Source organism: Thiocapsa bogorovii (assembly GCF_021228795.1).
GTDB classification, from domain to species: Bacteria; Pseudomonadota; Gammaproteobacteria; order Chromatiales; family Chromatiaceae; genus Thiocapsa; species Thiocapsa bogorovii.
On record NZ_CP089309.1, the window covers coordinates 1,789,043 to 1,815,826 of the forward strand.

24 protein-coding genes are annotated in these 26,784 nt (G+C 63.7%); 11 read left to right on the forward strand and 13 right to left on the reverse strand.

Translation table 11 applies throughout. The annotated features are described in order from the left end of the window. Nucleotides 1-10: 10 nt before the first annotated feature. The 7 genes from LT988_RS08155 to LT988_RS08185 form a co-directional block, all read right to left on the reverse strand. Complete coding sequence (locus LT988_RS08155) at nucleotides 11-814, reverse strand: lytic transglycosylase domain-containing protein (protein WP_232409676.1); 804 nt, start codon at nucleotides 812-814, stop codon at nucleotides 11-13. Then, nucleotides 811-1,974, reverse strand: coding sequence for a glycosyltransferase family protein (locus LT988_RS08160; protein ID WP_232409677.1), 1,164 nt, complete (start codon nucleotides 1,972-1,974; stop codon nucleotides 811-813). The genes LT988_RS08155 and LT988_RS08160 overlap by 4 nt, the downstream gene beginning before the upstream one ends. A 31-nt stretch (nucleotides 1,975-2,005) precedes the next feature. Then, complete coding sequence (gene asd / locus LT988_RS08165; RefSeq protein WP_232409678.1) at nucleotides 2,006-2,917, reverse strand: archaetidylserine decarboxylase; 912 nt, start codon at nucleotides 2,915-2,917, stop codon at nucleotides 2,006-2,008. Next, the gene (locus tag LT988_RS08170) at nucleotides 2,914-3,531 is read right to left on the reverse strand and encodes a hypothetical protein (protein ID WP_232409679.1); all 618 of its coding nucleotides are present in this window, start codon (nucleotides 3,529-3,531) and stop codon (nucleotides 2,914-2,916) included. The genes asd and LT988_RS08170 overlap by 4 nt, the downstream gene beginning before the upstream one ends. 462 nt (nucleotides 3,532-3,993) lie before the next feature. Further along, on the reverse strand, nucleotides 3,994-4,485 hold the full coding sequence (locus tag LT988_RS08175) for a thermonuclease family protein (protein ID WP_232409680.1): 492 nt from the start codon (nucleotides 4,483-4,485) through the stop codon (nucleotides 3,994-3,996). A 91-nt stretch (nucleotides 4,486-4,576) separates the two neighbouring features. Further along, nucleotides 4,577-5,002 (reverse strand): hypothetical protein, encoded by a 426-nt coding sequence (locus LT988_RS08180; protein ID WP_232409681.1) that lies wholly within the window; start codon nucleotides 5,000-5,002, stop codon nucleotides 4,577-4,579. Next, entirely contained in the window at nucleotides 4,972-5,220 is a 249-nt protein-coding gene (locus LT988_RS08185) for a hypothetical protein (protein WP_232409682.1), read from the reverse strand. The genes LT988_RS08180 and LT988_RS08185 overlap by 31 nt, the downstream gene beginning before the upstream one ends. 166 nt (nucleotides 5,221-5,386) lie before the next feature. Here LT988_RS08185 and LT988_RS08190 point away from each other — a divergent pair, with 166 nt between their 5' ends. Then, nucleotides 5,387-5,857 (forward strand): ATP-dependent zinc protease family protein, encoded by a 471-nt coding sequence (locus LT988_RS08190; protein WP_232409683.1) that lies wholly within the window; start codon nucleotides 5,387-5,389, stop codon nucleotides 5,855-5,857. A gap of 5 nt (nucleotides 5,858-5,862) precedes the next feature. Here LT988_RS08190 and LT988_RS08195 read toward each other — a convergent pair whose 3' ends face one another. Then, nucleotides 5,863-6,702: a 20S proteasome subunit A/B gene (locus tag LT988_RS08195; protein WP_456300847.1), complete on the reverse strand. Its 840-nt coding sequence runs from the start codon at nucleotides 6,700-6,702 to the stop codon at nucleotides 5,863-5,865. 239 nt (nucleotides 6,703-6,941) lie between these two features. Here LT988_RS08195 and LT988_RS08200 point away from each other — a divergent pair, with 239 nt between their 5' ends. The 3 genes from LT988_RS08200 (at nucleotide 6,942) to LT988_RS08210 (ending at nucleotide 9,934) form a co-directional block, all read left to right on the forward strand. Continuing rightward, complete coding sequence (locus LT988_RS08200) at nucleotides 6,942-8,399, forward strand: circularly permuted type 2 ATP-grasp protein (RefSeq protein WP_232409684.1); 1,458 nt, start codon at nucleotides 6,942-6,944, stop codon at nucleotides 8,397-8,399. 59 nt (nucleotides 8,400-8,458) lie between these two features. Further along, on the forward strand, nucleotides 8,459-9,421 hold the full coding sequence (locus LT988_RS08205) for an alpha-E domain-containing protein (protein WP_232409685.1): 963 nt from the start codon (nucleotides 8,459-8,461) through the stop codon (nucleotides 9,419-9,421). Nucleotides 9,422-9,553: 132 nt separating this feature from the next. Beyond that, a complete protein-coding gene (locus LT988_RS08210) occupies nucleotides 9,554-9,934 on the forward strand; it encodes a nuclear transport factor 2-like protein (protein WP_232409686.1) in 381 nt (126 codons plus the stop codon). 1 nt (nucleotide 9,935) lies between these two features. Here LT988_RS08210 and LT988_RS08215 read toward each other — a convergent pair whose 3' ends face one another. Together LT988_RS08215 and LT988_RS08220 are read right to left on the reverse strand one after the other, a co-directional pair. Continuing rightward, nucleotides 9,936-12,227 carry a response regulator gene (locus LT988_RS08215; protein ID WP_232409687.1) on the reverse strand — a complete coding sequence of 764 codons (2,292 nt, stop codon included), beginning with the start codon at nucleotides 12,225-12,227 and terminating at the stop codon, nucleotides 9,936-9,938. Between the two features lie 7 nt (nucleotides 12,228-12,234). Next, nucleotides 12,235-13,602 carry a YhjD/YihY/BrkB family envelope integrity protein gene (locus LT988_RS08220; RefSeq protein ID WP_232409688.1) on the reverse strand — a complete coding sequence of 456 codons (1,368 nt, stop codon included), beginning with the start codon at nucleotides 13,600-13,602 and terminating at the stop codon, nucleotides 12,235-12,237. Between the two features lie 239 nt (nucleotides 13,603-13,841). Between LT988_RS08220 and LT988_RS08225 the strand changes: the two genes are divergently transcribed. Then, a complete protein-coding gene (locus LT988_RS08225) occupies nucleotides 13,842-14,363 on the forward strand; it encodes a TlpA family protein disulfide reductase (protein WP_232409689.1) in 522 nt (173 codons plus the stop codon). Between the two features lie 255 nt (nucleotides 14,364-14,618). On the opposite strand, the gene dbpA is transcribed toward LT988_RS08225, so the two are convergent. Genes dbpA through LT988_RS08240 form a run of 3 tightly spaced genes read right to left on the reverse strand, consistent with a single transcriptional unit; the run spans nucleotide 14,619 to nucleotide 17,012 of the window. Next, nucleotides 14,619-16,004, reverse strand: coding sequence for an ATP-dependent RNA helicase DbpA (dbpA, locus tag LT988_RS08230; protein WP_232409690.1), 1,386 nt, complete (start codon nucleotides 16,002-16,004; stop codon nucleotides 14,619-14,621). After that, nucleotides 16,001-16,507, reverse strand: a complete 507-nt coding sequence (locus LT988_RS08235; protein WP_232409691.1) for a YehS family protein — start codon at nucleotides 16,505-16,507, stop codon at nucleotides 16,001-16,003. The genes dbpA and LT988_RS08235 overlap by 4 nt, the downstream gene beginning before the upstream one ends. A gap of 28 nt (nucleotides 16,508-16,535) precedes the next feature. After that, nucleotides 16,536-17,012 (reverse strand): hypothetical protein, encoded by a 477-nt coding sequence (locus LT988_RS08240; protein WP_232409692.1) that lies wholly within the window; start codon nucleotides 17,010-17,012, stop codon nucleotides 16,536-16,538. A 423-nt stretch (nucleotides 17,013-17,435) separates the two neighbouring features. Between LT988_RS08240 and dnaE the strand changes: the two genes are divergently transcribed. From dnaE to LT988_RS08270, 6 genes are all read left to right on the forward strand, one after another. After that, entirely contained in the window at nucleotides 17,436-21,011 is a 3,576-nt protein-coding gene (gene dnaE / locus LT988_RS08245; RefSeq protein WP_232409693.1) for a DNA polymerase III subunit alpha, read from the forward strand. Further along, on the forward strand, nucleotides 21,011-22,336 hold the full coding sequence (locus tag LT988_RS08250; protein ID WP_232409694.1) for a paraquat-inducible protein A: 1,326 nt from the start codon (nucleotides 21,011-21,013) through the stop codon (nucleotides 22,334-22,336). Before dnaE ends, LT988_RS08250 begins: the two co-directional genes overlap by 1 nt. Nucleotides 22,337-22,589: 253 nt before the next feature. Continuing rightward, on the forward strand, nucleotides 22,590-23,987 hold the full coding sequence (gene sthA / locus LT988_RS08255) for a Si-specific NAD(P)(+) transhydrogenase (protein ID WP_232409695.1): 1,398 nt from the start codon (nucleotides 22,590-22,592) through the stop codon (nucleotides 23,985-23,987). Nucleotides 23,988-24,376: 389 nt separating this feature from the next. Further along, nucleotides 24,377-25,126, forward strand: coding sequence for a hypothetical protein (locus tag LT988_RS08260; protein ID WP_232409696.1), 750 nt, complete (start codon nucleotides 24,377-24,379; stop codon nucleotides 25,124-25,126). Between the two features lie 290 nt (nucleotides 25,127-25,416). After that, nucleotides 25,417-26,220 carry a DUF2092 domain-containing protein gene (locus LT988_RS08265; RefSeq protein WP_232409697.1) on the forward strand — a complete coding sequence of 268 codons (804 nt, stop codon included), beginning with the start codon at nucleotides 25,417-25,419 and terminating at the stop codon, nucleotides 26,218-26,220. Further along, nucleotides 26,217-26,537, forward strand: a complete 321-nt coding sequence (locus LT988_RS08270; protein ID WP_232409698.1) for a hypothetical protein — start codon at nucleotides 26,217-26,219, stop codon at nucleotides 26,535-26,537. The genes LT988_RS08265 and LT988_RS08270 overlap by 4 nt, the downstream gene beginning before the upstream one ends. Nucleotides 26,538-26,784 lie beyond the last annotated feature (247 nt).

Consider the following 26,784-nt stretch of genomic DNA (forward strand, 5'->3'; position numbering starts at 1 on the left):
ATGACAAACATCAGGGTCGACCGCTCGCGCCCAGCTCGAACATCGGCTTGCTCTCCGGACCCACCTCGTGAAGGGCCGGATTCAGGCGCTTCAGGTCGAGCGTCGGCTTGACCTTGAGCGACAACAACGACGGATCCAGATACTTCTTCATGAGGCGCCGCGCCTTGCCGAGATCGCGTGTCCCGCGCAACGCGCGCACCTGGTTCAAAGCCACCTGAGTCGGCTTGGTTCCGCCGTTGCGGCGGTAATAGGTGATCACCGCCTCGGTGTAGTTGAGCGTCTCGAGATAGGTCACCTGACTGTTGGTGCGATCGACCACGCCCTCGCCCGCGTTGTAGGCCATGATGACCCGACCGTAATCGTTGTTGTATTTTCGCAGGAGGCGCTTGAGGTGACGTGTGCCGGTATCGAGGTTGATCTTGGGGTCGAAGAGATCGGCGACCGAGGTCACCCCGTAGTCCGCTGCCGTCGGGGGCATCAACTGCATCAGCCCCACCGCGCCCGCGCGGGACACGGCGTGGGCGTTGTAGTTCGACTCGGCCGCGACGACCGCGCGCACCAATTCCTCCTCGACACCGTGTCGCCGGGCGACCGCCGGAATCATGGCGATGACCTCCGCGCGGCTCGGACGCGGTCGGTTCGGCGCCACGGGCAAGGCCGGCCTGGTCGGGGCGGCCTCGGCCTGAGGCGTCTCGGCACCCTCCGTCGCGGGGGATTTATCGGCCAAGGTGCCCCAGGAAACGAGCGGCCAAACGGCCAACGCCAGAAACGCCAGGCGTCGCGCCCGTTTTTGATCGGCACCGAAGGATGTCATGACCCGTCCACCACTGAGGTTGCCAATGAGGCGTCCGTCGAATCGCCGTGAGCAACCCGGGACGCATGATGCGCGCGTGGGAGCCGACGCGTCAGAAGGGGCTCCAGAAGATCCGCCACCTCCTCGATACCGGTCGGCTCCACGGCGGGAGGTCGATCGGCGCTGCACAGCGTAAGGATTGCCTCTGCGAGGTCTCCGGCCAGGAGATCCTCCCGCGTGATCTCGCGTGTCGGCATCCGCTCCGCGAGCCAGGGTATCAGGGCGGTCTCCTCCGGCCAATCGCCGCGTTTGACATAGAGCACGGGGATCCGGTTGACAGCAGCCTCCGAATAGGTACCGTAGCCGGGCTTGCAGAGCATGAGATCGCAGGAGGACATGACGTCGGGCACCCGCAGCTCGAGAGAAGAAATCCCGGTCGCATCGCGCCTCGGACCGGCGGGGAGATCCTGAGCCAGCCAATGGACCTGGTCCTGCTCGGGCCACATCGCGAGCGGATCGAAACCCTCGAAGCCGCCGAACTGCATGAGGGCGAAGGGCCGATCGGCGGGGACGCCGCAACGCGCCCGCAAGTCTTCCCGACGGTCCGGATAGCGGCTCGCGACGGGGCCCACATCGATCGCATTCGGCAACCATGCCATGGGCATCGAGGGGGCCGGTCGGATGAAGCGCTCCGCTGCGGCATAGACCGACCGCATCCGCTCCATCACCGCATCTGAGACCTGATCGGCCACCGGGCTCTCGCGCAGGATGTCGTACCAGTTGAGCGAGCACAGCGCCACCGCCGGAATGCCCGCCCGCCGTGCCGCATCGAGCGGCAGCCAAGGCACGTCGGCCAGGACAAGGTCGGGCGCCGCGCGGCGCAACAGCGACATCTCGCGCTCGAGCAGCCGATCGTAGTCGGCCTCGAAATCGGCATAGCGGATCAGGCTTTCCGACCAACGGGTGCTGAGCGGGCCGTGCATGAGCAGACCGATATCCGTCGCCTCGTGGATCTGCGTAAACCCACGCGGCAGTCGACTGCGCGCAAAACCAGGGTCGATGTCGCTCTGTAAGGTGATCTGCAAACCGGGCAAGCGTCGCGCCAGCTCATGAACGACCGGCGCCGCCTGCGCCAGATGTCCGTAACCGTGAGCGGTCACTGCAAGGAAGAGATGTGACATGAAAGCGCCTCCGGTTCGCCTTGGGCCCACGTCAGGATTCGAGGTACTCCGTCGCCGCGGCGGGGCGGCCGAGCCTCTGCCCGAGTCGGACCTTGCAGCCCGGCGCAAGCGTCTCGTCCAACTTCACCCGACCCGGCTCGAAAAGCAGGATCACGGTCGAGCCCAGATTGAAGCGGCCCATCTCGGCGCCGCGCTCGAGCCGGACCGATCCGACTCCGGCACCCGCAACGGTGCCCGCCGTCGACGCCCGATCCCTGCCTCGCGCAGGCGTCACCTCGCCGGCCCAAACGGTCTCGATGCCGCCGACGAAGATGGCCCCGACCAGGACCATCGCCATCGCGCCGACCTCGGTCTCGAATCGGCAGGCCACCCGCTCGTTGCGCGCAAACAGCCGAGGCACCAAATCCGCAGTAACGTTGTTCACGCTGAACAACCGTCCGGAAATATGCCGCATCCAGGCGAGATCACCGCCGAGCGGCATGTGGATCCGGTGGTAATCGCTCGGCGCCAAATAGATGGTGGCGAAGGTCCCACCGTCGAAGACCCGTGCGCGCTCGGGGTCTCCCCCGAGAAGTTCCTCGACGGTGTAATCCCGACCTTTCGCTTGGATCAAGCGACCCGCCGTAATCCGACCGCTCTGACTGATCGTGCCGTCGACGGGGCTCACGACCGCCAGTGGGTCCGGATCAAGAGGCCGGGCGTCGGGTCTCAGCGCGCGGGTAAAAAAGGCATTGAAGTGCGCATAGGCCTTCGCGTTCGGCTCCACCGCCTCGGTCATATCGATCCGGTAGAGGCGCAGGAAGATCGCGATCAACAGGTCCTTCAGTGGACGCCACCGCACGCGCGCCAGCCGATACATGAGGGCCGACAACAGGTGCTGCGGCAGGACATGCTGAAGGGCGACGAAGAGCCGCGCCCCCACGCCCCGAACGGGTTCCGTCATGGTGTCTCCGGCAATAAGAGGTACGAGCCGGCATGGATGGCTTTCAGATCCTCGGCCATCTGTGCGCCGCCTTCGGTCTCGGGAAGGAAGGCGAGTACATATCCCCCTGGCGCAACAACGAAGATCGACGGCGTGTCTGCGCCGCCGAGGCCGATGTCGGCGCGGAGACGTTCGATCTGCTCGGGATCGCCGCCGAGTATCTTCAACGCGGGCAAGAGACCGGCGAAATCCCGGTGAAGGCTTGAATCATTGCCCGTGGTCACGAGCACGAGACGCAGCTGTTTGCGCAGAGCGCGCTCGTCGGCCACCCGGTTGTAGACATCGATCAGACGCTGGACGGCGAGTTGTCCAGAGGCGCGCGATAGGTCACCGAAGGCGAGCAGGGTCCAGCCTTGGGACAGATCCTTTTGGCCGAAGGGGCGGCCGAGCGCCTCCCGGAGCTCGAAATCCGACAGGTTCGCAGGCGGACGGATCAACAACCCGCTGATCACCGGAGGCGCAGCGCTCCGGCCCTGGTACTGATTACCCCATTGGTAAGCCAGAATGAACAGCGAGATAGCACCGAGGATCAGGACCAAGCGGATCCAAAGGGGGTGTCGGTTCCGCAAGAACATCTCAGACGCACGCCTCGGGTGCTCGGGCCGGCTCGGAGTCGGTCGACAAGGGTTTCGCGTATCCCGGGGAGCGGCTCGGGCCCCATCGTGCGGACCGCCACGTCGGCGAGTAGACATCACAGCGATGCGCCCGCGCTCCCTGCGCTGTCGGGTGGACAAGCGCAGCGCAGTCCACCGGCGTCAGCGCAGGACTCGGTAGACTTCGCTCACTCTCGTCAACCCTACCGGCCGATCTTGTCGGCAAGGCATCAGGGCGGGGCGTCGCGGACAACGTCATGATAGCGATGGGATCGGAACCGAGTCGCGGGCGGGGTCGCGAACCATCACGATTCGGACCCGAGGATGCGGCCAGTATACGGGGCGCTTCGCCCGAGGCTCAAGCCGAGGCCGCCGATGGCGCGTCGGGGGCTCTGGACTTCGCGCCGAAGGACTGATCGCCCGGAAGACGGCGGCCGACGCTGGCTAAGGCGGGCTCACCGAATCCACGACGGTCCCCCACACGCCACGGGCGTTCGCCCGCGCGATACGCTCCATGGCGTGATACTCGAAAGGCGCATTGGGAAGCGCGAGCGCCCAGCCGCGTTGGATCAGGTAGGCACCCAAGTCCTCGCCCGGGCTTAAGCCGGTGCGATCGACATAACAGACGGCCTGAGTCATTCCCTCGGCGGAGCGCGCGCGCGGCTCGCAGGTCACGAAACCCCTGACTCGAAAATCGAGCGCGAGCACAGCCCGGGAAGCGCACCTCACCGGGCGCTGCCGGGTGCTGCATTGCCGACCGGCGTCGGGCAGATAAATGCCGAAGAGCTCGATCGACTCGCCCTTGATCAAAAGAGATCCGTCGTCCTGAACGATCGCGAGCCCGACGATCTCTCGGGGCCCGGCGGCGACGGCGACCGCGCCGGCGAGGACGCTGGCGAGTGCTCCGAAAAACAACCTTCCGAACAGCGGGCGCATCCGCGATCGAACCTGAGCGCGTATCCGCCTCTTGCCGAGTCTTGCCCTCATCGCCTCGAGCACCGGCCGGCGCCGGCTCGACGGCTGGGCCCTACTCGTCATTCGACGAACTGGCCGCGCCGGGGCTTTCGGTCTCGGGAGCAGACTCCGTAGCACTGTCGAGTCCGTTGGAGCCTGTTCCGGTACCGAGCATCCCCGCCTTCGCGCTCTTGCCGGGAAACTCGAACCTCATCTCCGGCCAGATCGCCAGTCCCTTGGCCGCCGATACCGTACCGCCGGTCGCCTCGTTCATGGCGGTTCCGCTGAGTGCCGTGCGCACGATCATGTCGCTCTGACCGGTGATCCCCGCAAGGCGCCCCGTTCCGCCGGTGAGCGTGAATTGGCCTGTGCAGGAACCGGGCTCGCCGTTGCAGGTGAACTCCGCATAGACGTAATCACCGGTCGGACTTTCGATGGTGCAGTAGCCCTGCCCGTTCAGCTGATTGCTCAGGACGTGGATGATCTGGGTCGATGGCATGTAAATAGCGCAGCATCCAGCAGGCCGTCCCCGTGTTCGATATACATGACACCCTCGAACGTCCCGATGAATTGGAGCTTATCCACGGCGATCTGAAAGAGCTGACCGTTCGCCTCCCAGGGCGCGAGGATCTTGGCCGTGCCCTCATCGGCGACGGCGGCGCGGGGCAGCGCCAAGGCGAGAAAGAGCAGGAGGGTCGAATGGATCAATGTACGCATGGATGCCTCCGAAATGCGATGTGCGAGCTCGTCCGAATCGCTGCCGAGTCTAACAGCCCCCGTCGAGGCGCGGCTCTGATAACATCGACCATCGATGATTCAAAACGATCGAAAGGGAGGGCGAGGTGAGGATTGTGAAGTCGAAAGCCGATGTCGAGGGGGCTCCGTGACGCCCTGCGAGGGTCCGGAGACCCTGCTGCTGGGCTGGCGCGAGTGGGTCGGATTGCCGGAGTTGGGGTTGAGCCTCGTCAAGGCCAAGATCGACACGGGGGCACGCACGTCTACGCTGCATGCCTTCTATGTCGATGGCTTCCGGCGGGGCGGGCAGCACTGCGTTCGCTTCGGCGTCCACCCGCTGCAGAAACGCACCGATGTTGTGATCCACGCCGAGGCGTTGGTGCTCGACCAACGGCGAGTCACCGACTCGGGCGGTCATCGCGAGGACCGCTACGTGATCCGCACCCGGCTCGCACTGGGCGGACAGGATTGGCCGATCGAAATGACCCTCACCAATCGCGAGAGCATGCTGTTTCGTATGCTGCTCGGTCGCACGGCGCTCGCCGGGCGCGCTCGGGTCGATCCCGCACGCTCCTTTCTGACCGGGCGGATCGCGCGACCCCGGGAGCATTACGCCTGACGCCGTCAACTTGGTAGCCGCTGCGCCGGCGCCTCGCCCATCGCCTCCCAATCGAAACGGGGCAGTTGATCGAAGACGCCGCGGATGCCCTCGTTCCAACTGCTGGAAAGTGCCCGCAAAGCCGGCGAATCGGCGGTCAGCTTGAGTCGGTGAGTCAGCGTCAGGCTGTCCTTGGCGTAGATGGCGACCTCGAACGGCGGGCCGACCGTCACATTCGAACGCGAGGTCGCGTCCAAGGAAACCACGCACAGACGCGCCCCGTTCTCGAGCGACAGGTCTGGCTTGGCGATCCGGTCCAGCGCCGGCTTGCCGTATTTGGTCTCGCCGATCTGCAGATAGGGCGTCTGAGGCGATGCCGCAAAATAATTGCCCTGCGGATAGATCAAATAGAGGCCGTGCGGCTGATCGGCGATCTGCCCACCGAGGATGAGCGTGGTCTCCGCGCTCACGCCGCTTTGGTGGAGGGCCGGGGCATGATCGCGCTGCACCCCGACGCTGACCCGCCCGACATAATCCGCCGCCTCGAAGAGATAACGCGCACTCAGCAGGTCGATCCGGGATCGCTCTCGGTGTGGATCCGTAATGGGCCCCGTATCGCGCGGCTGGTCGAGGTCGCGTCGGATGCGGTTCAGCACCTCCTGCGTGGTCGCGAGATTGCCCGCGGACATCAAAACGAAGATCCGATCCGCGGCGGGTTGGAAAACATGGAGTTTGCTGAACGTGGTGACATAGTCGACGCCGGCGTTGGTGCGGGAGTCGGCGGCCATTACGAGGCCCTCGTCGAGGGCGAGTCCGAGGCAGTAGGTCATGATGATCGTGTCTATGTGGCAATGCTCGGGGGTCATGCTCGGGTGATCGCATTCGAACGATCGCTCGCATGCCGGACCGATGCGTGATGTGTCTGCGCGAGAAGCCCGGGGCATGCTGGCGGACGAATGCTTCGTCACCGCGTGAGCGGATGGACGTCGCAGCCCGTGTCCAGCATACTCCGAGCGGGAGGTTTCGAGGTCGGTCTTCGATGGATCGACGTCGCAAATCGTCCCGGCCGAGACACCCCCCGACACCTGGTCTGCGAGTAAGAGCCATGAGTATCGATTGGAATGCCTATCCCTCCGAGGGTTTCTACGACGAGTTGGTCGCCGGCAACGGGCATCGGGCAATCGCCGGCCTGCTTGCCGATCTGGAAGCACTCGGCCCCGAGGAGCTCGTATCCCGCCAAGAGGCCGCCGATGTTTCGATCAAGGAGATGGGCATCACCTTCACCGTGTATTCGGAGGAAGGCGGCGCCATCGATCGAACGTGGCCCTTCGACATCATCCCCCGCATCATTGCTCAGTCCGAGTGGGAACGTGTGGATGCCGGGCTGCGCCAGCGCGTGCAGGCCCTGAACCTCTTCATCGACGACCTCTACCACGACCAGAAGGTGATCAAAGACGGTGTCTTTCCGGCCGAGGTTCTCGCCAAATCGGTAAATTTCCGCCCGCAATGTATCGGGGTCGACCCGCCCTTGGGGATTTGGGCCCATATCTGCGGCTCGGATCTGGTGCGCGACGCGGACGGAACCCTCTACGTCCTGGAGGACAACCTGCGTGTCCCGTCCGGGGTCTCCTATATGTTGGAGAACCGTCTGGTCACCAAACGCGTGCTCCCCGAGCTGTTCGAGCACTATGCCCCGCTGCCGGTCGACGATTATCCGTCGGAGCTCTTCGACACCCTGGCGGCACTCTCGCCGCGACCCGCGGACTATCCCGCGGTGGTGGTACTGACCCCCGGCATCTACAACTCGGCCTATTTCGAGCACTCCTATCTCGCACAACAGATGGGCTGCGAGCTGGTCGAGGGCCGCGACCTCTTTGTCGATAAAGACGACTGCGTCTACATGCGCACCGTCGACGGGCTCGCCCGTGTGGACGTCGTCTATCGTCGCATCGACGACCTCTTCCTCGATCCCGAGGCATTCCTTCCCGACTCCGCGCTCGGGGTGCCCGGACTGATGCGCGCCTGGAAGGCCGGCAACGTCGCCTTGGCCAATGCGCCCGGCGCCGGGGTTGCGGACGACAAGGTCGTCTATGCCTTCGTGCCCGAGCTGATCCGCTATTATCTCGACGCCGACCCCATCATTCCGAACGTCCCGACCTACCGCTGCATGGAGCCGGATGCCCTGGCCTATACGCTCGAGAATATGGAACGGATGGTGGTTAAACCCGCAAACGAGTCAGGCGGCTACGGCATGCTGGTGGGGCCCGCATCGACCAAAGCCGAGCGCGAGCACTTCGCCGAGCTGATCAAGAAGGACCCCCGCAATTATATTGCCCAGCCGGCCCTGAAGCTCTCGACCGTGCCGACGATCATCGGCAAAAAGCTCGAGCCGCGTCATGTGGATCTGCGCCCCTTTATCCTCTCGGCGGACCGCCAGCAGGTCACGATGGGCGGGCTGACACGGGTGGCGATGCGAAAAGGGTCTCTGGTCGTGAACTCGTCCCAAGGTGGCGGCAGCAAAGACACCTGGATCGTGCCCGAGCCGCCGCAGGCCGACGAATGAGCGGCCGAGCCGTCGGCATGAACCGTAGCGAATCCAATCGAGCATAGGGGTCGGAACGCATGCTCTCGCGCGTTGCAGAAAATATCTACTGGATGGCCCGCTATGTCGAGCGGGCCGAAAACACCGCCCGTATCGTGACGGTCAACGCCAATCTCCTGCTCGACCTGCCGAAAGGCATCGCGCCCGGCTGGAGGCCATTGGTGGACATCACGGGCGCGAACCTGCTCTTCGAAGAGCACTACAAGGACTACAGCGAACGCAACGTCGTGCGGTTTTTACTCGCAGACGAGCGTAATTCAGGATCGATCGTGCCGGCTCTGGTGGCGGCACGCGAGAACTGTCGCACCATTCGCGACTTCGTTCCGCGCGAGGTCTGGGAGCTGCTGAACGAGATCTATCTCTTCGCCCGCGAGGATCTCCCCAAGGGGATGACGAAGGGCGGTCGACACGCCTATCTGAAGCGGGTGATCCAAGGCGCCCAGAACATCAACGGGCTGCTCTCGGGCACCATGCTGCACGATCAGGGTTATGACTTCCTCCACCTAGGGCGCTTTCTGGAGCGTGCGGACATGACCACCCGGATCATCGACGTTCGCTCCGCCAATCTGCTGCCCGAGGAGGCAACCGAGCTACGACCCTTCGAGACGATTCAATGGGTCAGCGTGCTGAAATCCATGACGGCCTATCAAGCCTATCGGCGCAGCGAGCAGATTCGCGTACTGCGTGGGCCGGTACTGCGTTTTCTCTTTCAGAACGAGGCGTTCCCGCGCTCGGTCGTGCATTGCATCGAAGCATTGCGGACTAGTCTTTCGAAGCTGCCGCGCAACGAATCCGCTTTGCGCGTGGCGGGACGTCTCAAGCGCAATCTCGAAGGAACCGAGCCGCGTCGACTCAATCAGCAACAGCTCCATGCCTTCATCGACGACCTTCAGGTCGGGATCGGCGATCTGCACGAGGAGCTCGCACGGACGTGGTTTCCGCCGCCTCCGGAGACGCAGTCGCAATCCCAGACGCAGGACTGAAGCTGAATCGCGTTCGGAGCACTCTGCGGGGCTTGAGGATGCGCTAATCGCAACGTCTTCGGGTGTCGATTGGACGCCCCCAGGAAAACCCTGCACCATGAGCGCTCCTTCTCGCCGAACCGGAAGACGACGGTGACCCCAGACCCTCTGTCGATCGTGGATGCCTATCTCGACGCCCAATTGGCGCGGGATTTCCATGCGATGCGTGGTTTGCTCGCCGACCAGGGTTTCTGCTACCGCAGTCCGATCGCTGCGTTCGATCGGGCGGATGAATTCATCCAGTACGCCGCCGTGTCGAGCGGCATCATGATCGACAGAGAGATCCGAAAGGTCTTTGTGGATGGCGAGGACATCTGCCATTTCCTGACCTATCGGATCCAAATCTCCGAGAAGCTCTCCGTCGAGGCCGCGCAGTGGTCGCGCGTGCACGAAGGCCGGATCCAAAGGATCGAGGCGGTCTTCGACGCCTCGGCATATCACGAACTCTTTCCGAACGACGAGCGGAGCCCGTAATTCACCCTCGTTTCGCAACCGGCAACCACCGGAGTAAGGTCTCGCGCAGCTCGGCAAGCTTGACCGGCTTGGCGAGATAGTCGTCCATCCCCGCCTGCAGACAGGCATCCCGATCCTTAGCCATCGCGTTGGCGGTCATGGCGATGATGGGGGTGCGTGAACGGCCTTCGCGATGCTCGCACTCCCGCCATTGTCGCGTCGCCCCGAGGCCGTCGAGCACCGGCATCTGCATGTCCATCAGCACGGCGTCGTAGCGCCCGCTCGCAAGGTGCTCGATCGCCTCGGCGCCGTTCTGAACGAGGTCGGGCTCGATGCCCAACCGCATGAGCATCCCGCGCGCCACCTGTTGATTCACCGGATTGTCTTCGGCCAGCAGCACACGCCCCTCGAGGGGCCGATCGAGCATCGGCTTCTCGCCTTGATCCGGGATCGACCTGTCGGTGAGGAGAACCTGCGCGAGTGCGTCGCGAAGCAGACCCCGCCGCACCGGCTTGCTCAAGACAAGATCGACCAGATCAGCGGTCTCTCCGAACGGCTCCGGGCGCCCGCCCGAGGTTAGCAGGATCAGTCGGACGTCGGCGATGGCCGGGGTCGCGCGAATCTGACACGCGAGCGCAAGGCCATCCATCTTGGGCATCTGCAGATCCAGCACGGCGGCCTCGAAAGGGCGATCAAGCGCCTGCGCATGGAGAAGCCGCTCGAGCGCTGCCGGACCGTCGGGTGCGGCCTCGTAGGCCACACGCCAGCCGCGCAGATAGTGTCCGAGGATCTCCAGATTGGTTGCGTTGTCGTCGACGCAGAGGATCCGCCGACCCTCAAGCCCTGCACCGCCGGCCGGCTCAGCCTTGGCGGGCTGATGATCCAACGGCAGTCGGATGCGAAACCGAGAACCCCGGCCGAAGGTGCTCTCGACCTGGATGTCGCCACCCATCAGCTCGATCAGATCCTTGCTGATGACGAGACCGAGACCGGAGCCTCCGAAACGCCGCGTCGTGGAGCCGTCCGCCTGGACAAAGGGCTTGAAGAGACGCTCGAGCTGCTCGGGCGTCATGCCGATCCCGGTGTCCGAGACCTCGAAACAGAATCGGCTGCGCCCGCCCTCCTCCGCGCAGACATCGACGCGCAGAGCAACCTCGCCCGAGAGCGAAAACTTCACCGCATTGCCCAAGACGTTGGTCAGGATCTGCCTCAGACGGTGGGGATCGCCCAGGACGCGGTCGGGCATCCCCGGCGGCACGAAGCAGACCAGCTCAAGCTCTTTGCTGCGCGCGCTCGCCGTGAAGAGACCGGCGACATCCTCGACAAGACGGCGCAAATCGAACGGGATGCGCTCGAGATCGAGTCGCCCGGACTCGATCTTGGAGAAATCCAGGATGTCGTTGATGACGTTGAGAAGACTTTCGGCCGAAGTGTGCGCCACATCGACCAGTCCCTTCTGCTCCGCACTCAGGCGCTCGTGCGAGAGCATCTCCAGCAGGCCGAGCACGCCGTTCATCGGCGTGCGGATCTCGTGGCTCATGTTGGCAACGAACTGACCCTTGGCGATGCTCGCCGATTCGGCCTGCTCCTTGGCGACCACCAAGGCCGCCTCGGTCGCACGCCGCTCCTCGATCTCGCGCTCCAGATCCCGATTCAACGCGGCGATCCGCTCCTTGTCCTGCGTCAAACTTGCGATCAGATCGAGATTGACGTGCCCCAGCTCGAGCGAGTGGCGCAGGGTGCGATGGTAGCGGCCCGCGTTCAGCCACATGAAAACGGCGAACAGCAGGATCAACGCGAGAAAGGTATAGGCAAGCTCGTCGCCGATGACGATCATCCGCAGCGCGAAGGGCACCAGCGCGCCGAGCATGTACAAGAGATAGGCCATCAGGCAGGCGCTCAAGCTCGGGATGGCTCCGGCGACCATCCCCGAGATGACAAAGCCGAGAAAGACCTGGTAGGTCAAGACATGACTGGGGAGCAGGAAGACCGAGAGGCCCCAGGCGAGACCGGTTGCGGCGGCACCCAGCGCGAAGCGACGGGTCCAATCGGTGGAAGAACGGGCCTCGCCGGCCCGCCGATAGCGCAACATCAGGAGCCCGCGGGCGATCAGAATCACGATGAGTGCAGCGAACCAGATCCAGGCCCCGGCCGGAGACGAGACCAGGCTCATCGCGCCTGCCACCAGCAGGGCATTCGCCGCAGTGATGACGAGACTGGCCGGAAGCTGCTCGAACATGAGGCGCGTAAGATCCGCCTCGATCAGCGCATCCGTCGCGGGATGATGCGGCAGATCGTTACCACGGTAAGGCATGGTCGGATCAACCCTTCCCGGAGTCGACGAACGGAGCCGCAACCGCGGACGTGTCGAGCGCACGGGCGAGGTCACGCAGCGTCATGCCGCCGAGCGCCGCGTCAATGGCCTGATCGATGCCCGTCTCGATCCGTCCGATCTCCCCGTCCGGGAGGGTGCCTCGACAACCGCTCTCGCGTTCTTCGAAACAGCGCACCGCATCGAGCATCGCCTTGACCGAGATAGCGTCCGTTGCGCGCGCCGGGACGAAGGTCGGCGAATCGCCGATCGTGCGAATCAGAAAGCCGGCCTCCTCAAGCACGGCCAACATCCGTTCGGCATTGCTCTTGGGAACCCCGAACGTCTGCGCGAGCGCCTCGCTGCTCCAAGGCGGTTCGCCCGACTCGTAACGGCGCGCCACCTGACCCGCAAGGAGTAGGGCCAGACGCTCGCGCTGTCGATTGCTCAACTGCAGATCACGCGATCGGATCCTGAGATACTCGGGGTGTTGGTGGTAGAAGGCGATGCTTGCGCCGATCAGCAGGATCAACCATGCGATATAGATCCAGATCATGAAGAGGATCAGGATTGCCAGACTCGAATAGACCGCCATCAAGCGCGTCGAGCTGGCCATGAAATAAGAGAACATCCCCCCGATGAACTCCCAAAGCAGCCCGGCGATGAGTGCCCCGACGAGCGCGGAGAGGATATGGACCCGCGTGTTGGGAACGAAGAGGTAAAAAAAGGCGAACGTCAGCGAAATCATCATGTAGGGCCCGAGCTGACCCAACGCATGCCAGACATGTCCGAATGGCTTCGCCTCGATGATCGCTTGAACGAAGGCGTTCCCGCCGAGCGAGGCCGAGAGCCCGACAGCCGAGAAAAAGAGCACTGGGCCCACGAGGATAACGCTCAAATACTTGCTGAACCGTTGCGCGAAGGAGCGTTGCGTGGAGACGCGCCAAGTGAAGTTGAAGACCTGCTCGATCTTCTGGACCAGCGAGATGACGGTGTAGATCAGCAGTGCGAGTCCAACCGACCCCAAGACGCCCACTCGCATGTTGTCGACAAAGCCGATGATCTGGGTGGTGATCTCCACGCCGCCCTCGCCGAGCGGTCCGAACACCTTCAGCAGCAGAGGCTCCAATTGATTGTGGACACCGAACCCCTTCAACACCGAGAAGGTCACCGCCAGCAGGGGCACGAGCGCCAAGATGGTCGTGTAGACCAGGCTCATGGCCTGCAGGGACAGATAGCCTTGCGTCAGGTCGCGGACGAGCGCATAGATCAAACGCCCGAGCCAGATCGGAAGGGCTTGCCAAGGCGGCACTTCGTCGAGCGGGCGACTCCAGAGCAGCGCATCGATGCGCTCGGACACGGGCATGGCGTGGTTCATGTGCGCTCTCTCGGGGGAGGAGTCGGACGGCACTTCCGGCCGCTTGCCGTCGCTTCATTATATCGGGTCGGTGCGCGTTGTCGCCGTGATCTACCCAGGGTGTCGCGCCGACTTGAAGCCTGCTTGTGCCCTCTCCATCTCCGTAGTCCCGAGGGCGCGATGAGCCCCTGCCTTGCCAAGGCGGCATGAATCGCGTTCGCGGGTGATCGACAGACATCACCTCATCGAAGAGCAACCCCATGCGTTCTCTCTGCAACTTCGTCGGGGCTTCGGCCCTCTTATTCTCGTCTGCCGCCTTGACGGCGGACGAGCCGCAAACCCTGACGCCGATGTCGGACGACATCCAGGCACCCGAGTTCGACCTCCAAGGGCCCGCCGGCGAGCCGCAACGTCTCGCCGATCATCGCGGCAAGCCCATCATCCTCAATTTCTGGGCGACCTGGTGCCCGCCCTGCCGCGCCGAAATGCCCTCGATGCAGCGTGCCCACGAAACCCTCACCGACGAGGGCGTCTCGGTCATCGCCGTCAACGTCGGCGAAGACGCCGAGACCATCGCACGGTTCCTGAGCGAAACCGACGTCGACTTCCCGATCCCGATGGACCTGGACTCCGAGGTCGTGCAGAGCTACCCGGTCAAGGGGCTGCCGACGACCTTCGTCATCGACCCGGAAGGCCGCCTGGTCTACAGCGCCACCGGCGAGCGTGAATGGGACGATCCCGCACTGCTCGATCAGGTGCGGGCGCTTAAGACCGGGCCGTAGGCCGAGGACGCGCGATGCCCGCAGATCGGCTCGTACCCGCGCCGCCGTGTCGAAGCTTCAATCCACGCCCGGTCAATTGGCCGGGCGATGCAGGCCGCTCAGCGCCAGATCGGGCGTCATCGTTTAGCCCCCCCTTTCTTCGAGCGCGCCGATCGGGATGATCGAGCGCCACCCGGAAGTTGTCCAATGCCCGCCCACGTTCATCCATGCTGATGGAGATCCCTTCACGCGGGAGGACACCGCTGAAGAGCGTGGTTATTCGATCAGCCTGATACGAAACGCGCGTCCCTTCAGCTTGCCGACCGACAATTTTTTCAACGCCGCCCCCACGCTCTCTCGGCTGACCGCCACATAGGCCCAATGATCGGCGATCTGGATCTTTCCGACTTGATCACCACGAATACCACCCGGGCCCGTCAAAGCGCCCAGGATATCCCCCGGGCGAACCTTTTGCTTCTTTCCACCATCGATCTGAACGGTAACCATCGGCGGCACCATCGGGCGGTGCTCCTGCGGGTCGAGTGACGGCAACAACTCGCTGTCCATGATTGGATCCACCGAGGTATCCAATAAGGCGACGCGATGAGCCTCACCGTCATCGTAGAGAGAAAAGGCCGCCCCCTTGCTGCCGGCACGCCCGGTACGACCAACGCGATGGGTATGCACCTCCACGTCCAGTGCAATCCGATAGTTGATCACCGCATCGAGTGAGTCGATGTCCAAACCACGGGCCGCTACATCGGTGGCCACCAGCACCGAGACGCTCTTGTTGGAGAACCGCACCAGGATCTCATCCCGATCCCGTTGCTCCAGGTCACCGTGCAGGGCGAGGACGCTAAAACCACTGTCCCGTAACCCCTGAGCCACGTGTCGCGTATCGACCTTGGTATTGCAAAACACGAGGGTCGACACCGGTTGGTGCTGCAACAGCAAGAGACATAGCGCTCGCTGCCGCTGTCGATCGTCGGTCACGCGATAGAAGTGCTGGGCGATACTGTGATTGTCGTGAGTGGACGCTACTTGGGCCATGACCGGTTCAGTCATGATGCGCCGAGCGATAGCCTGGATCCGACTGGGGTAGGTGGCGCTAAACAGCAGTGTTTGGCGAATCGTCGGTATCCGGTCGATGATCGCATCCAGCGACTTTTCGAAGCCCATCTCAAGCATCCGATCCGCCTCGTCGAGCACCAGCATGGTCACCTCATCCAACCGCAGCGTGCCTCGCTCCAGGTGATCCGCGATGCGTCCCGGGGTTCCCACCACGATATGGGCACCGTGTTCCAGTGAGCCGATCTGAGGGCCAACGGCAACCCCGCCGCAGAGTGTCAGCACCTTGATGTTGTGCCTCCTACGCCCGAGCGCGCGGATCTCCTGGGCCACTTGATCGGCGAGCTCGCGGGTGGGACAGAGGACGAGAGACTGGACCCGAAAGCGTCCGACATCGAGCCGTTCCAGTAGACCGAGCCCAAACGCAGCGGTCTTCCCCGAACCGGTCTTTCCCTGTGCGATGACATCCCTCCCCGCCAGGATATCCGGACAACTCAGTGCCTGGATGGGGGTCATGGTGTCATAGCCGAGCGAGGACAGATTCTCAAGCAGATCCGGGTTGAGGTTAAGAGAGGCGAATGACGTCTTAGTCAAGACACGTGTCCCGCAGTCGCGCTGGGGTCGTCCTGTTGCGGACGACCATCCCGGTACTCCAACTGCACGCCGCTGAGAAAGTTGCGCAGAATTTGATCTTTACATTGGCGGTAGTGCTTATGATCCGGCTTGCGAAAGAACGCACTCAACTCATGCTTGCTGATGTGAACATCGCTTGCGGCCAAGAGACGCAGGATATCGTCCGCTTTCAGATCCAAAGCGATTTTGAGCTTCCTAAAGATGATGTTGTTGTTCAATGATTGCTCCGGCTCGGGCAGCTCGCTGTCTTTCGTGCCCCGTCGATCCTTGATCAAGCCGTTGAGGAAGGTCGCCAATTGGTGATCGCCACATTCCTCGAACTCCGGATCATCGCTTTTTTTCAACCAATTGCTGACTTGGGAGCGGGTCACCCGACTGTTCGCTGCGGCAAACACCGCAATCATCTTGGAATCATCGAAATCGAATGTGTATCGAAGGCGGCGCAGGATGTCGTTGTTGGTCATACAGGGGCTCAATGGTTAAATAGGCAGGTCATCGCCCGGCTCTGCCGGGACAACAATCGCAGTTTGACATTTCCTGGAGTCCATCGAGGATATACCCCTCAGTTCCGGGGACCAGTTCCGAGGACAGTTTACTCAACGCCGAAAGTCCGTCCGAAAAATCTGTGGAATTGACGGGCGTTCGTGGATATTCGGTTATCCCCCTCTTCTCCAAGCGGACCGATCGAGGGGGCCGGGCGTCGCCCGGTGCCGTTTCGGCACCCAGCCCCGCCAGGCTGTGATGCTCCAGAACGAAGTGCTCCGGGAAACCTGCAAAGACGTCGCGGTAGACGCGAGCGGTCTGCTCGATGATGGTGAGGAAGGGAACCGCCAAGACGATGCGCTTGAGCCCGTGGCGCCGCGCATGCTCAAGTGCGAGCTTGAGCATGGCAAGGGTCTTGCGGGAGCCGGTCGGCGGTTTCCGGAAGTCCAAACCATCGATGCGGGCACGGGCACAGAGTCGGTCCATCTCAGGGTCGGAATCGGACGCTCTCTTCCAGACCGCACGGCATTCGCCGCTGAGAGTGGCTCAAACGTGAACCTTTGCGGAGTCCATTCCACGACCCTGCCGCGGATCACTGAAGCGCCGCCGGGCTTCGTGCTCCTTCGGCGTCAGGGTTTGTGAAAACATGGACAGCCCCCGCAATGCCTCTTGGCTGAACCAGCCTAAACCGGAAAAGTCCGCGAAATCAAACCGGCCCCAAGCCCGTCGTTGCGGTTGCTCCCGACCGGTCAGGGAACAAACCGCCGCGGCGACATTCGACCCGGTCGAGGATCCCGACCCGGATCCCCGATCCGATCTGTTTTTCCGAATCGGCGTGACGCCGGCAGACCGGTAGACTATGTGCCCGGCATCACCTGCCGCCATCGTCGAATCCCGATCAGGACAACCGTGGATCCCAGCTTCGTCCATCTGCATCTGCATTCCGAGTATTCGCTGGTCGACGGGCTGGTGCGGATCAAGCCGTTGGTGAAACGTGTCGCCGCGCTGGGGATGCCGGCGGTCGCCATCACGGATCAGTGCAACTTCTTCGCGCTGGTGCGCTTCTACAAAGCCGCGGTCTCGGCCGGACTCAAGCCGATCGCGGGGGCCGACCTCCTGGTGCGCAACCCGGAGGACGTCAATAAGCCACACCGCCTGGTGCTGCTCGTCCAGGATGCGATCGGCTACCGCAATCTCACGCAGCTCATCTCCCGGGCGTACGTCGAGGGCCAGCATCTCGGGGTGCCTTACGTGGAACGCGACTGGATCGCGTCCGCGGCGGAGGGTCTGATCGCGCTCTCGGGCGGGCCGCAAGGCGACGTCGCCCAACTGCTCCTGAACGGCCATCGCGAAGCCGCCGAGCGTCGGCTCGCGGAGTGGCTCGCGGTCTTCGGCGACCGCTATTACCTGGAGCTGGTGCGCACCGGACGCGAGCAAGAGGCCGAGCTGGTCGAGACCAGTGTGGATCTGGCCATCCGCTTGGGCGTGCCCGTGGTGGCGACCAACGACGTGTGTTTCCTCCATCCCGATGACTTCGAGGCCCATGAGGTGCGGGTCTGTATCCACGAGGGGCGCACCCTGGAAGATCCGCGCCGTCCGCGCCGCTACAGCGCCGAGCAGTCGCTGCGAAGCCCCGCGGAGATGGCCGAGCTCTTCGCCGATCTGCCCGAGGCGCTGGAGAACTCGGTCGAGATCGCCAAGCGCTGCAACCTTGAGCTGACCCTCGGCGAGAACTTCCTCCCGGATTTTCCGGTGCCGGCCGGGATGACGGTGGACAGCTATTTCGCCGAGGCATCGCGGGTCGGGCTCGAGGAGCGCCTGCAGCGGATCCTCGACCCGGAGGCCGCCGACCTTGCCGATCAACGTCGACTCTATTGCGATCGACTCGATCTGGAGCTGTCCGTCATCACCCAGATGGGCTTCCCCGGTTACTTCCTGATCGTCGCGGACTTCATCCAGTGGGCCAAGGCGCAGGGCATCCCGGTCGGTCCGGGCCGCGGCTCGGGCGCGGGCTCGCTGGTCGCCTATGCGCTCAAGATCACGGATCTGGACCCGATCGAGCACGATCTGCTGTTCGAGCGGTTCCTCAATCCGGAACGCGTCTCCATGCCCGACTTCGACGTCGACTTCTGCATGGAAGGCCGCGACCGGGTCATCGACTATGTCGCAGGGAAATACGGGCGCGAGGCCGTCTCCCAGATCATCACCTTCGGCACCATGGCAGCCAAGGCGGTGGTGCGCGATGTCGGGCGCGTTATGGGTCACCCCTACGGATTCGTCGATCGGGTTGCGAAGATGGTGCCCTTCGAGCTGGGGATGACCCTGGAGAAGGCGCTCGCCGAGAGCGACGATCTGAAGGCCGCCTACGAGGACGACGAAGAGATTCGGGCACTGATCGACATGGCCCGCAAGCTCGAAGGCCTGACCCGCAATGCCGGCAAACATGCAGGCGGCGTGGTCATCGCGCCGACCAAGCTCACCGACTTCGCTCCGCTCTACTGCGAGCAGGGCGGGGAGAACCTGGTCACCCAGTTCGACAAGGACGACGTAGAGCAGGTCGGACTGGTCAAGTTCGACTTCTTGGGTCTGCGTACCCTGACGATCATCGATTGGGCGCTCAAGACGGTGAACGCGCTGCGTCGCGAGGCCGGCGAGCCGGCGATCGACATCGAGCGGATCGAGCCGCAGGATGCCGAGGCCTTCGCGCTCCTGAAGCGCTGCGAGACCACGGCGGTCTTCCAGTTGGAGTCGCGCGGTATGAAGGAGCTGATCAAGAAGCTCCAGCCCGACAGCTTCGGCGACATCACCGCGCTGGTGGCGCTCTTTCGCCCAGGCCCGTTGCAGTCGGGCATGGTCGACGACTTCATCAACCGCAAGCACGGACGCGCCGAGGTCGCCTATCCGCACCCGGATCTGGAGCCCATCCTTAAACCGACCTACGGCATCATCCTCTATCAAGAGCAGGTGATGCAGATCGCCCAGGTGCTCGCCGGCTATTCGCTCGGCGGCGCCGATCTGCTGCGCAGGGCGATGGGCAAGAAGAAGCAGTCGGAGATGGACAAGCAGCGCACCATCTTCGAGGAAGGAGCGGTCGCGCGCGGGGTCGACCGAGCGGTTGCGACCTACATATTTGACTTGATGGATAAGTTTGCCGGTTACGGATTCAATAAATCGCACTCGGCCGCCTACGCGCTGGTCAGCTATCAGACCCTCTGGCTGAAGACGCATTACACGGCGGCCTTCATGGCCGCAGTGCTGAGTGCGGACATGGACAACACCGACAAGGTGGTGACCCTGATCGAGGAGTGCCGTGCCCTACGCCTGCGGGTTGAGCCGCCGGCGGTCAATCGCTCTGCCTATCGCTTCACCGTCGCCGATCCGCGCACCGTCATCTACGGCATGGGCGCCATCAAGGGGGTCGGCGAGGGCGCGATCGAGGCGATCATCGCGACACGCACGGCCGAGGGCCCGTTCCGCGATCTGTGGGACTTCTGTCGACGGATCGATCTGCACAAGGCCAACCGACGCGTCCTCGAGGCCCTGGTGCGCGCCGGTGCACTCGACGAGCTCGGGCCGAACCGTGCAACCCTGATGGCCGAGCTGCCCTTGGCGCTCAAGCTGGCCGAGCAGCACCATGCAACCCGGGCGGCCGGTCAGGCCGATCTCTTCGGTGCATTGGAGCCTGTCGCCTCGCCCGAGCCCGATCCACAATTAGCGAGCGAGGTCCGCGCCGACTGGGAAGACGAGCAGCGCCTGGCGGGCGAGAAGGAGACGCTCGGGCTCTATCTGACGGGACATCCGATCGATCGCTACGAGTCGGAGCTTCGGGCGATGGCGGTCAGCCGTATCGCCAAGCTCTTGGAGACGGATCGCGAGCTGGGCCGTCGGGACCGGCGCGACCGCGAGAAACGCAGTGTCGCCGGCCTGGTCGTGTCGGTGCGTCACAGCAAGACCCAGCGCGGGCGCATGGGCTCGGTGGTGCTCGACGATCGCACGGGGCGCATCGAGATCACTGTCTTCTCCGAGCTCTACGAGCAGTTGCGTCATCTCTTGGTGCCGGACCAGATCCTACAGGTTTCGGGGGCGCTCAATTTCGACGAGTACCGAGACAGCTGGTCCTTGCGTGCCGACGACGTGCGGACCTTCGAGCAGGCGCGGGCAAGCATGGCCGATCATCTGCGTCTCATCCTGGACCTCTCGGATCCGGCTGCCCATGCCGAGGGCCTCGCTCGGCTCGATGCCTTGCGCGTGGCACTCGCGGCCTTTCGCGACGGCGATCTCCCGGTCCGTCTGCGCTATTGCCGCCCCGGCGCAGCGGGCGAGATGGTCCTCGGAGACGCTTGGCGAGTCGAGCCGACCGACGCCCTGTTGAAACGTCTGCGACAGCTCCTCGGAAGCGACGCGGTGAACGTCGTCTACGAGCGCTCGCCGCTGCCGGCAGCGCAGACCGAGACGCAACCTCCGCGTCTGGCGGCGGTCGGCTGATGCAGACCGGACGACGCGTTCGACAGGTCTTGGCCGTCGCCCTGCTGATCGGGGCCGCCTGGTTGATGGTCGGCCTGGTCGCCGATCTGAACCGCGTGAAGATCCTGAAGACGGATCTTGCCGAGATCCACCATGTCCGCTACGGGCTGCTGGATGCCGACGTCTGGGTCGCGCGGATCGGCGAGATCCTGGAGAAGCGCGTCGACGAGTTGGATCTCACAGAGGCTAGCCGGGCCCAGGTGACGGAGGCCGTGACCCAATTGCTCGATACCCTGATCCGCGAGATCGAGCGCAACCTCGCGCAGCGGCGGCCCGACCCGGGCGGAAGCTGGCTGGACCAGCTCCAAGGCGCACTCCAGCAGGGTTTGCAGGATCTGCTGCTGGACGTGGCGCGTCTGCGCGACCGAGTGCCCGAGTATGCCGATGCCTTCGTCGAGCAGCTGTCCGTGCCCGGTGTGAAGGAGCAGATCAAGGCGCGGTTGCGGGTCCTGCTGCGCGATGCCGTGGCCTCGAGCGGTGCCGGGACCGATCGCCGCCCGCTGGAGGCCGTCTTGGTGCGCTATGGCTGTGCGGATGTGGATGCCTGCTCGCGCCTGATCGAGACCGAGATCGACATGGTCCAACCGCGGATCCGTCAACAGCTCGGGGCCGTGATCGGGCTGACGGCCTTGGTGTTCATGGTTTCGCTGGTCGGCGGTGCCCCGCGCGGGCGAGGGTCGGACAGGACGACCGATCGGCTCGCCCCGGTTCTGCTCTTCGCACTCGTGGGTGCGACCTTCCTCCTGCTCGTCGGCGGCCTGGCCACGCCCATGATCGAGGTCGATGCGCGCATCGCCGAACTGGCCTTTCAGCTCCTCGGCGAGCCGGTCGTCTTTACCGATCAGGTGCTCTATTTCCAGACGAAGAGCATCTTCGACGTGATGCGGATCCTGTTCGAGTCCGGCCAAGCCGACATGCTGTTGGTCGCCGTACTCCTGACCCTCTTCAGCGTGGTCTTCCCTGCGCTCAAGTTGTTGGGGACGTATGCCTTTTACTACGATTGGAGCGGGTCACGCGGATCGTCGATCGTCCGCTTCTTCGCGCTGAAGTCCGGTAAATGGTCGATGGCGGACGTCATGGTCGTTGCCATCTTCATGGCCTACATCGGCTTCGATGCCCTGGTCGGCAACCAACTCGGCAGCCTTCGGGGCGCAAGTGATGCGGTCGCCGTCTTGACCACCAACGGCACCTCCTTGGAGCCTGGGTTTTATCTCTTCCTCGGATTTGTCCTCGCCGGACTCGTCCTGTCGAGCGCTCTGGAGAACCGTCTCGACCGGGATGGATAGGCCGTGGCGAGGAATCTAAGCGCCTCGTTGCCGGAAGGCGTTATCCATAAGCACTGAAGGCGGACGATCCGTGTAGGGTGGACGAGCGAGAGCGAAGTCCACCGAACCCTGCGCCGGCGTTGGTGGACTGCGGTGCGCTTGTTCACCCTACAGCTGCGAATTGCCCAGGCGCGGCAATCCGCGCGTCGAAATGGCCCGTTACTTGCATATCGTTTTAAGGCGCCCTTTTGAACCCCAACCGGAATCCATCGCGATGACCACCAGAGAATTCGACAGCATCGTCATCGGAACCGGACCCGCCGGAGAAGGCGCGGCAATGAAGCTCGCCAAGGCCGGGCATCGGATCGCCGTAGTCGAGGCCCACAACGCGGTCGGCGGCGGCTGCACCCATTGGGGCACCATCCCCAGCAAGGCGCTGCGCCACTCGATCCAGATGCTTGCGGACTATCGGCGCAACCCCCTGTTCCAGCACACGCAGCATCAGATCGAAGCGGAATTTCCCGACCTTCTGCGCGCCGCGGACGGCGTGATCAACGAGCAGGTCCGCACCCGGTATCGCTATTATCAGCGCAATCGGGTCGAGGTCGTGTTCGGACGTGCGCGCTTCCTCGGCGAGGATCGGGTCGAGGTCCAACGCCCGGGCGGCATGACCGAAGAGCTGCGCGCTCAGCACATCGTCATCGCCACGGGATCGCGACCCTACCATCCGCCGGATGTGGATTTCACTCACCCGCGCATCCGCGACAGCGACTCCGTCCTCGGACTGAAGCACACACCGCGATCCATGACCATCTATGGTGCAGGGGTCATCGGCTGCGAGTACGCCTCGATCATGGGCGCGCTCGATGTGAAGGTGAATCTGGTCGATACACGCGACCGACTCCTGTCCTTCCTCGACGACGAGATCACGGACGCACTCGGCTATCACCTGCGCCAGCAAGGCGTGGTGATCCGACACAACGAGACCTACGAGCGCGTCGAGGCCGATGACAAGGGTGTGGTGCTGCACTGCAAGTCAGGCAAGAAATTCAAGACCGACATCCTGCTTTGGGCCAACGGACGGACCGGCAATACCCACGACCTGGGGCTCGAGAGCATCGGACTGACACCCAATCAGCGCGGACAGCTCGAGGTCAACAAGAGCTACCAGACCGCCTTGCCGCACATCTATGCCGTCGGCGACGTGGTCGGCCAGCCCGCACTGGCCAGTGCCAGCTACGATCAGGGGCGATTCGTCGGTGCGCACATCGCCGACGGCGCCTGCGACTGGTCGCTGATCGAGGAATTCCCGACCGGGATCTATACGGTCCCGGAGATCAGCTCCGTGGGCCGGACCGAGCGCGAGCTCACAGCTCGGCAGATCCCCTACGAAGTCGCCCAGGCAGACTTCAAGAGTATCGCTCGCGCCCAAATCACGGGACACACGGTCGGCATGCTCAAGCTCCTGTTCCACCGCGAGACCTTGGAGATCTTGGGAATTCACTGCTTCGGCGAACAGGCCGCCGAGATCGTCCATATCGGTCAGGCGATCATGTCCCAGCGCGGCGAGGCCAACAGCATCCGTTACTTCACCGAGACCACCTTCAACTATCCCACGATGGCGGAAGCCTATCGGGTCGCCGCACTCAACGGCTTGAATCGGCTCTTCTAACTGAACCGCGTCCGGAATGACATGCAGCCTCTCATGTCGATGAATCATCCTGCCGATCAACGGGCCCCGCGGTCGACGCGGTTCAGAAAAACAGAAATTTCATTGGCTTAATTCGCGATGAGGGGGTGCACTTCGTTGCGGGCACAACTTTCGGTTGATATGTTAGCAAATACTTATATAATGATTCCCTAATCAGGACGGCGATCGAAGGGCAACGACAATAATCAGCTTGCTGCCGACACCCCGACGCTGTTGCCTGCGTCCGTCCTTGATGAAGACCCGCGAGTCCCGCTCGACCCAGGCGTCGAACGAGAGCTGCTCCCCGATTGACAGGGAGGACTCGCAAGAAGACCGAAACCCATCAATTTCAAATCCTAAAGGTGTGTTCCATGTCCAAGCTCGTCCAAGCAGCCTCGATCATCGCACTTGCCGCCGCCGCGTCCTCCGCCGGTGCCTGGTACAATGCCCCTGTCGCACCCGTCATGACTCCGGAAATGGCGGAGCAACAGATGCAGGCCAGCTCGGCACGGCATGAGGCCATGGCCGAGCAACGGAACAAGGCCATGGAGGACGCGATGGATGCGCACCGCCGGATCATGGAGCAGCATGCCGCCGCTTTCGATCGGATGCCCTCCGAAGCGGCACCGGCCTTCCCGGGATTCCCACCGGCACCGGAATTCGGTCAGTACCCGGCCATGGCCGAGATGCCCGCGATGCCCGAATTCGGTCAATACCCGGCTATGCCTGAGATGCCCGCGATGCCTGAATTCGGTCAGGTTCCGCCCATGCCCGAGATGCCGGCCATGCCCGAGTTCGGACAGTACCCGGCGATGCCTGAATTTCCGAGCGTCACGGAGATGCAATCCCCGACCACGCCTGAATTCATGAAGACGCGTCTCGAAGAAATGGATGCCCATCGCGCCAAGGTTGAGCAGGAGATCCAGGAGCGCCGCGATGCCTTCAGGACGATGAGTGAACAGCGCCGCGCCCAACAGCCGCGCGCCATGGACCGCACCCACATGGCCGGTTATGCACCGCAGATGCACCCGACGATGATGTCGAGACAAGACTGCGCGCCCAAGACCCCGGCGGCCGACCAGCAGGCCACCGCACCGGCGCCCGCCGCGACTGTACAGTAAAGGCAAGGCACCGCGCGGTGCCGTGCGGGAAAGAGATGCCTGACGCATGACCCGAAGACCCCGGCAACGGGGTCTTCGGCGTTTACGACGCCCGCAAGGGCCTGCACGGCTCAATCCGGCGGCCGGTCTGCGGCCGCACGCGCGCAAGGATCCGAAGACAAATAGCCCGGTCAAGTGGTTCAATTGCGCATCCGAGAGACGCCGGCACGCCAAGACATGCATCGGGTTTGCGTTGCGCGAGACGGTTCCGGATCCGCTCCGCATGATCATCAACACAGGAGGACGCTCACTTGATCCAGCCAAATCAGCGAATGGTCGATGTCAGGAGGCTCGTCCAAGTGACGGGGTTTGCCCTGAGCCTCGGGGTTGCGAGCAGTGCCGTGGCCGAAGGCCCGGACGTCGATCCCGAGGCGGATCGGATCCTGCGCGACATGTCGACCTATCTGAGCGGTCTGGCCGCCTTCAGCGTGCGTGCGGAGGTCGATGACGAGGTCATCGATCTCGCCGGTCAGAAGCTGCAACTGAGCAGCTCGGCAACCCTGATGCTGGAACGACCCGATCATTTCCATGCTCATCGTCAAGGGCCCCTGGCCGATGTGGAGATCCTCTTCGACGGCCAGACCCTGACCCTGCATGGTCGGCGCGAGCAGATCTATGCCGCCATCGATGCCCCCGGCAGCATCGATGCCGCGCTGACCGAACTGCGCGCCGCGACCGGTCTCGATGCCCCGGCCGGCGATCTCTTCGTGTCCGATCCCTATCCGGGTCTGATGACCGATGTCACCCGGGGTGCCTATCTCGGGACCGCCTACGTGGACGGAACCGCGGCGCACCACCTTGCCTTTCGCGCCGCCACGGTCGATTGGCAGATCTGGGTCCGGACCGGCGATCAACCGCTGCCGTTGAAATACGTCATCACCAGCAAGTGGGTGACGGGCGCGCCGCAATACGCCGTGCGGTTTCGTGACTGGAACACCGCGCCGACATTCGAGGCCGGTCAGTTCACCTTCCTTGCGCCCGAGGGCGCGCGGCAACTCGAGACGCTCTCGGTCGACGACCTGGGTGTGCTCACGATCGAGGAGAATCAGCAATGAAGACGCGCGGCCCAGTGAATTCCATCGCCCTGGGGACAGGCCTGATCCTCAGCGCGCTGCTTGTCGACGGTTGGCTGCCGATCGGATTCGCCATCAAGGACGCGCAAGCGGTCGTCGGTCGTCCCATGACACCCGCGAGCGTCGCAGGCGTCGCGCGCCGGACCACCCGCCGGACCATTCGCCGCACCGCGGTCTATGCGGCCACCCTGCCCGCGGGTTGCCGGTCCGTCGTCATCGACGGGACATCCCTGCACAGCTGCGGCGGAACCTACTATCAACCCTACAACGGGCGCTACGTCGTGGTGGATGTGTATTGACGGCATTTCGGCCGGTCCCCGTGGACCATTAGAGCCACGTCAGGGCCTGCCTTGACTCGAGTGACCTCGCGGTGGCGACGCTTGGAGCGCCGACACCGGCGAGCCGAGGGTCGTCGTCTTGAACGGCAACCCGCCGGCTGGCCCGGCTCCGCGCACGCGGCCCGCACGACCAGACCGCCAATGGCCGAGGATCGTCGGCCTGATCCCCGAGCGCTCTTGCCGGGAAAGGATTGCCGCTCACCGGCGC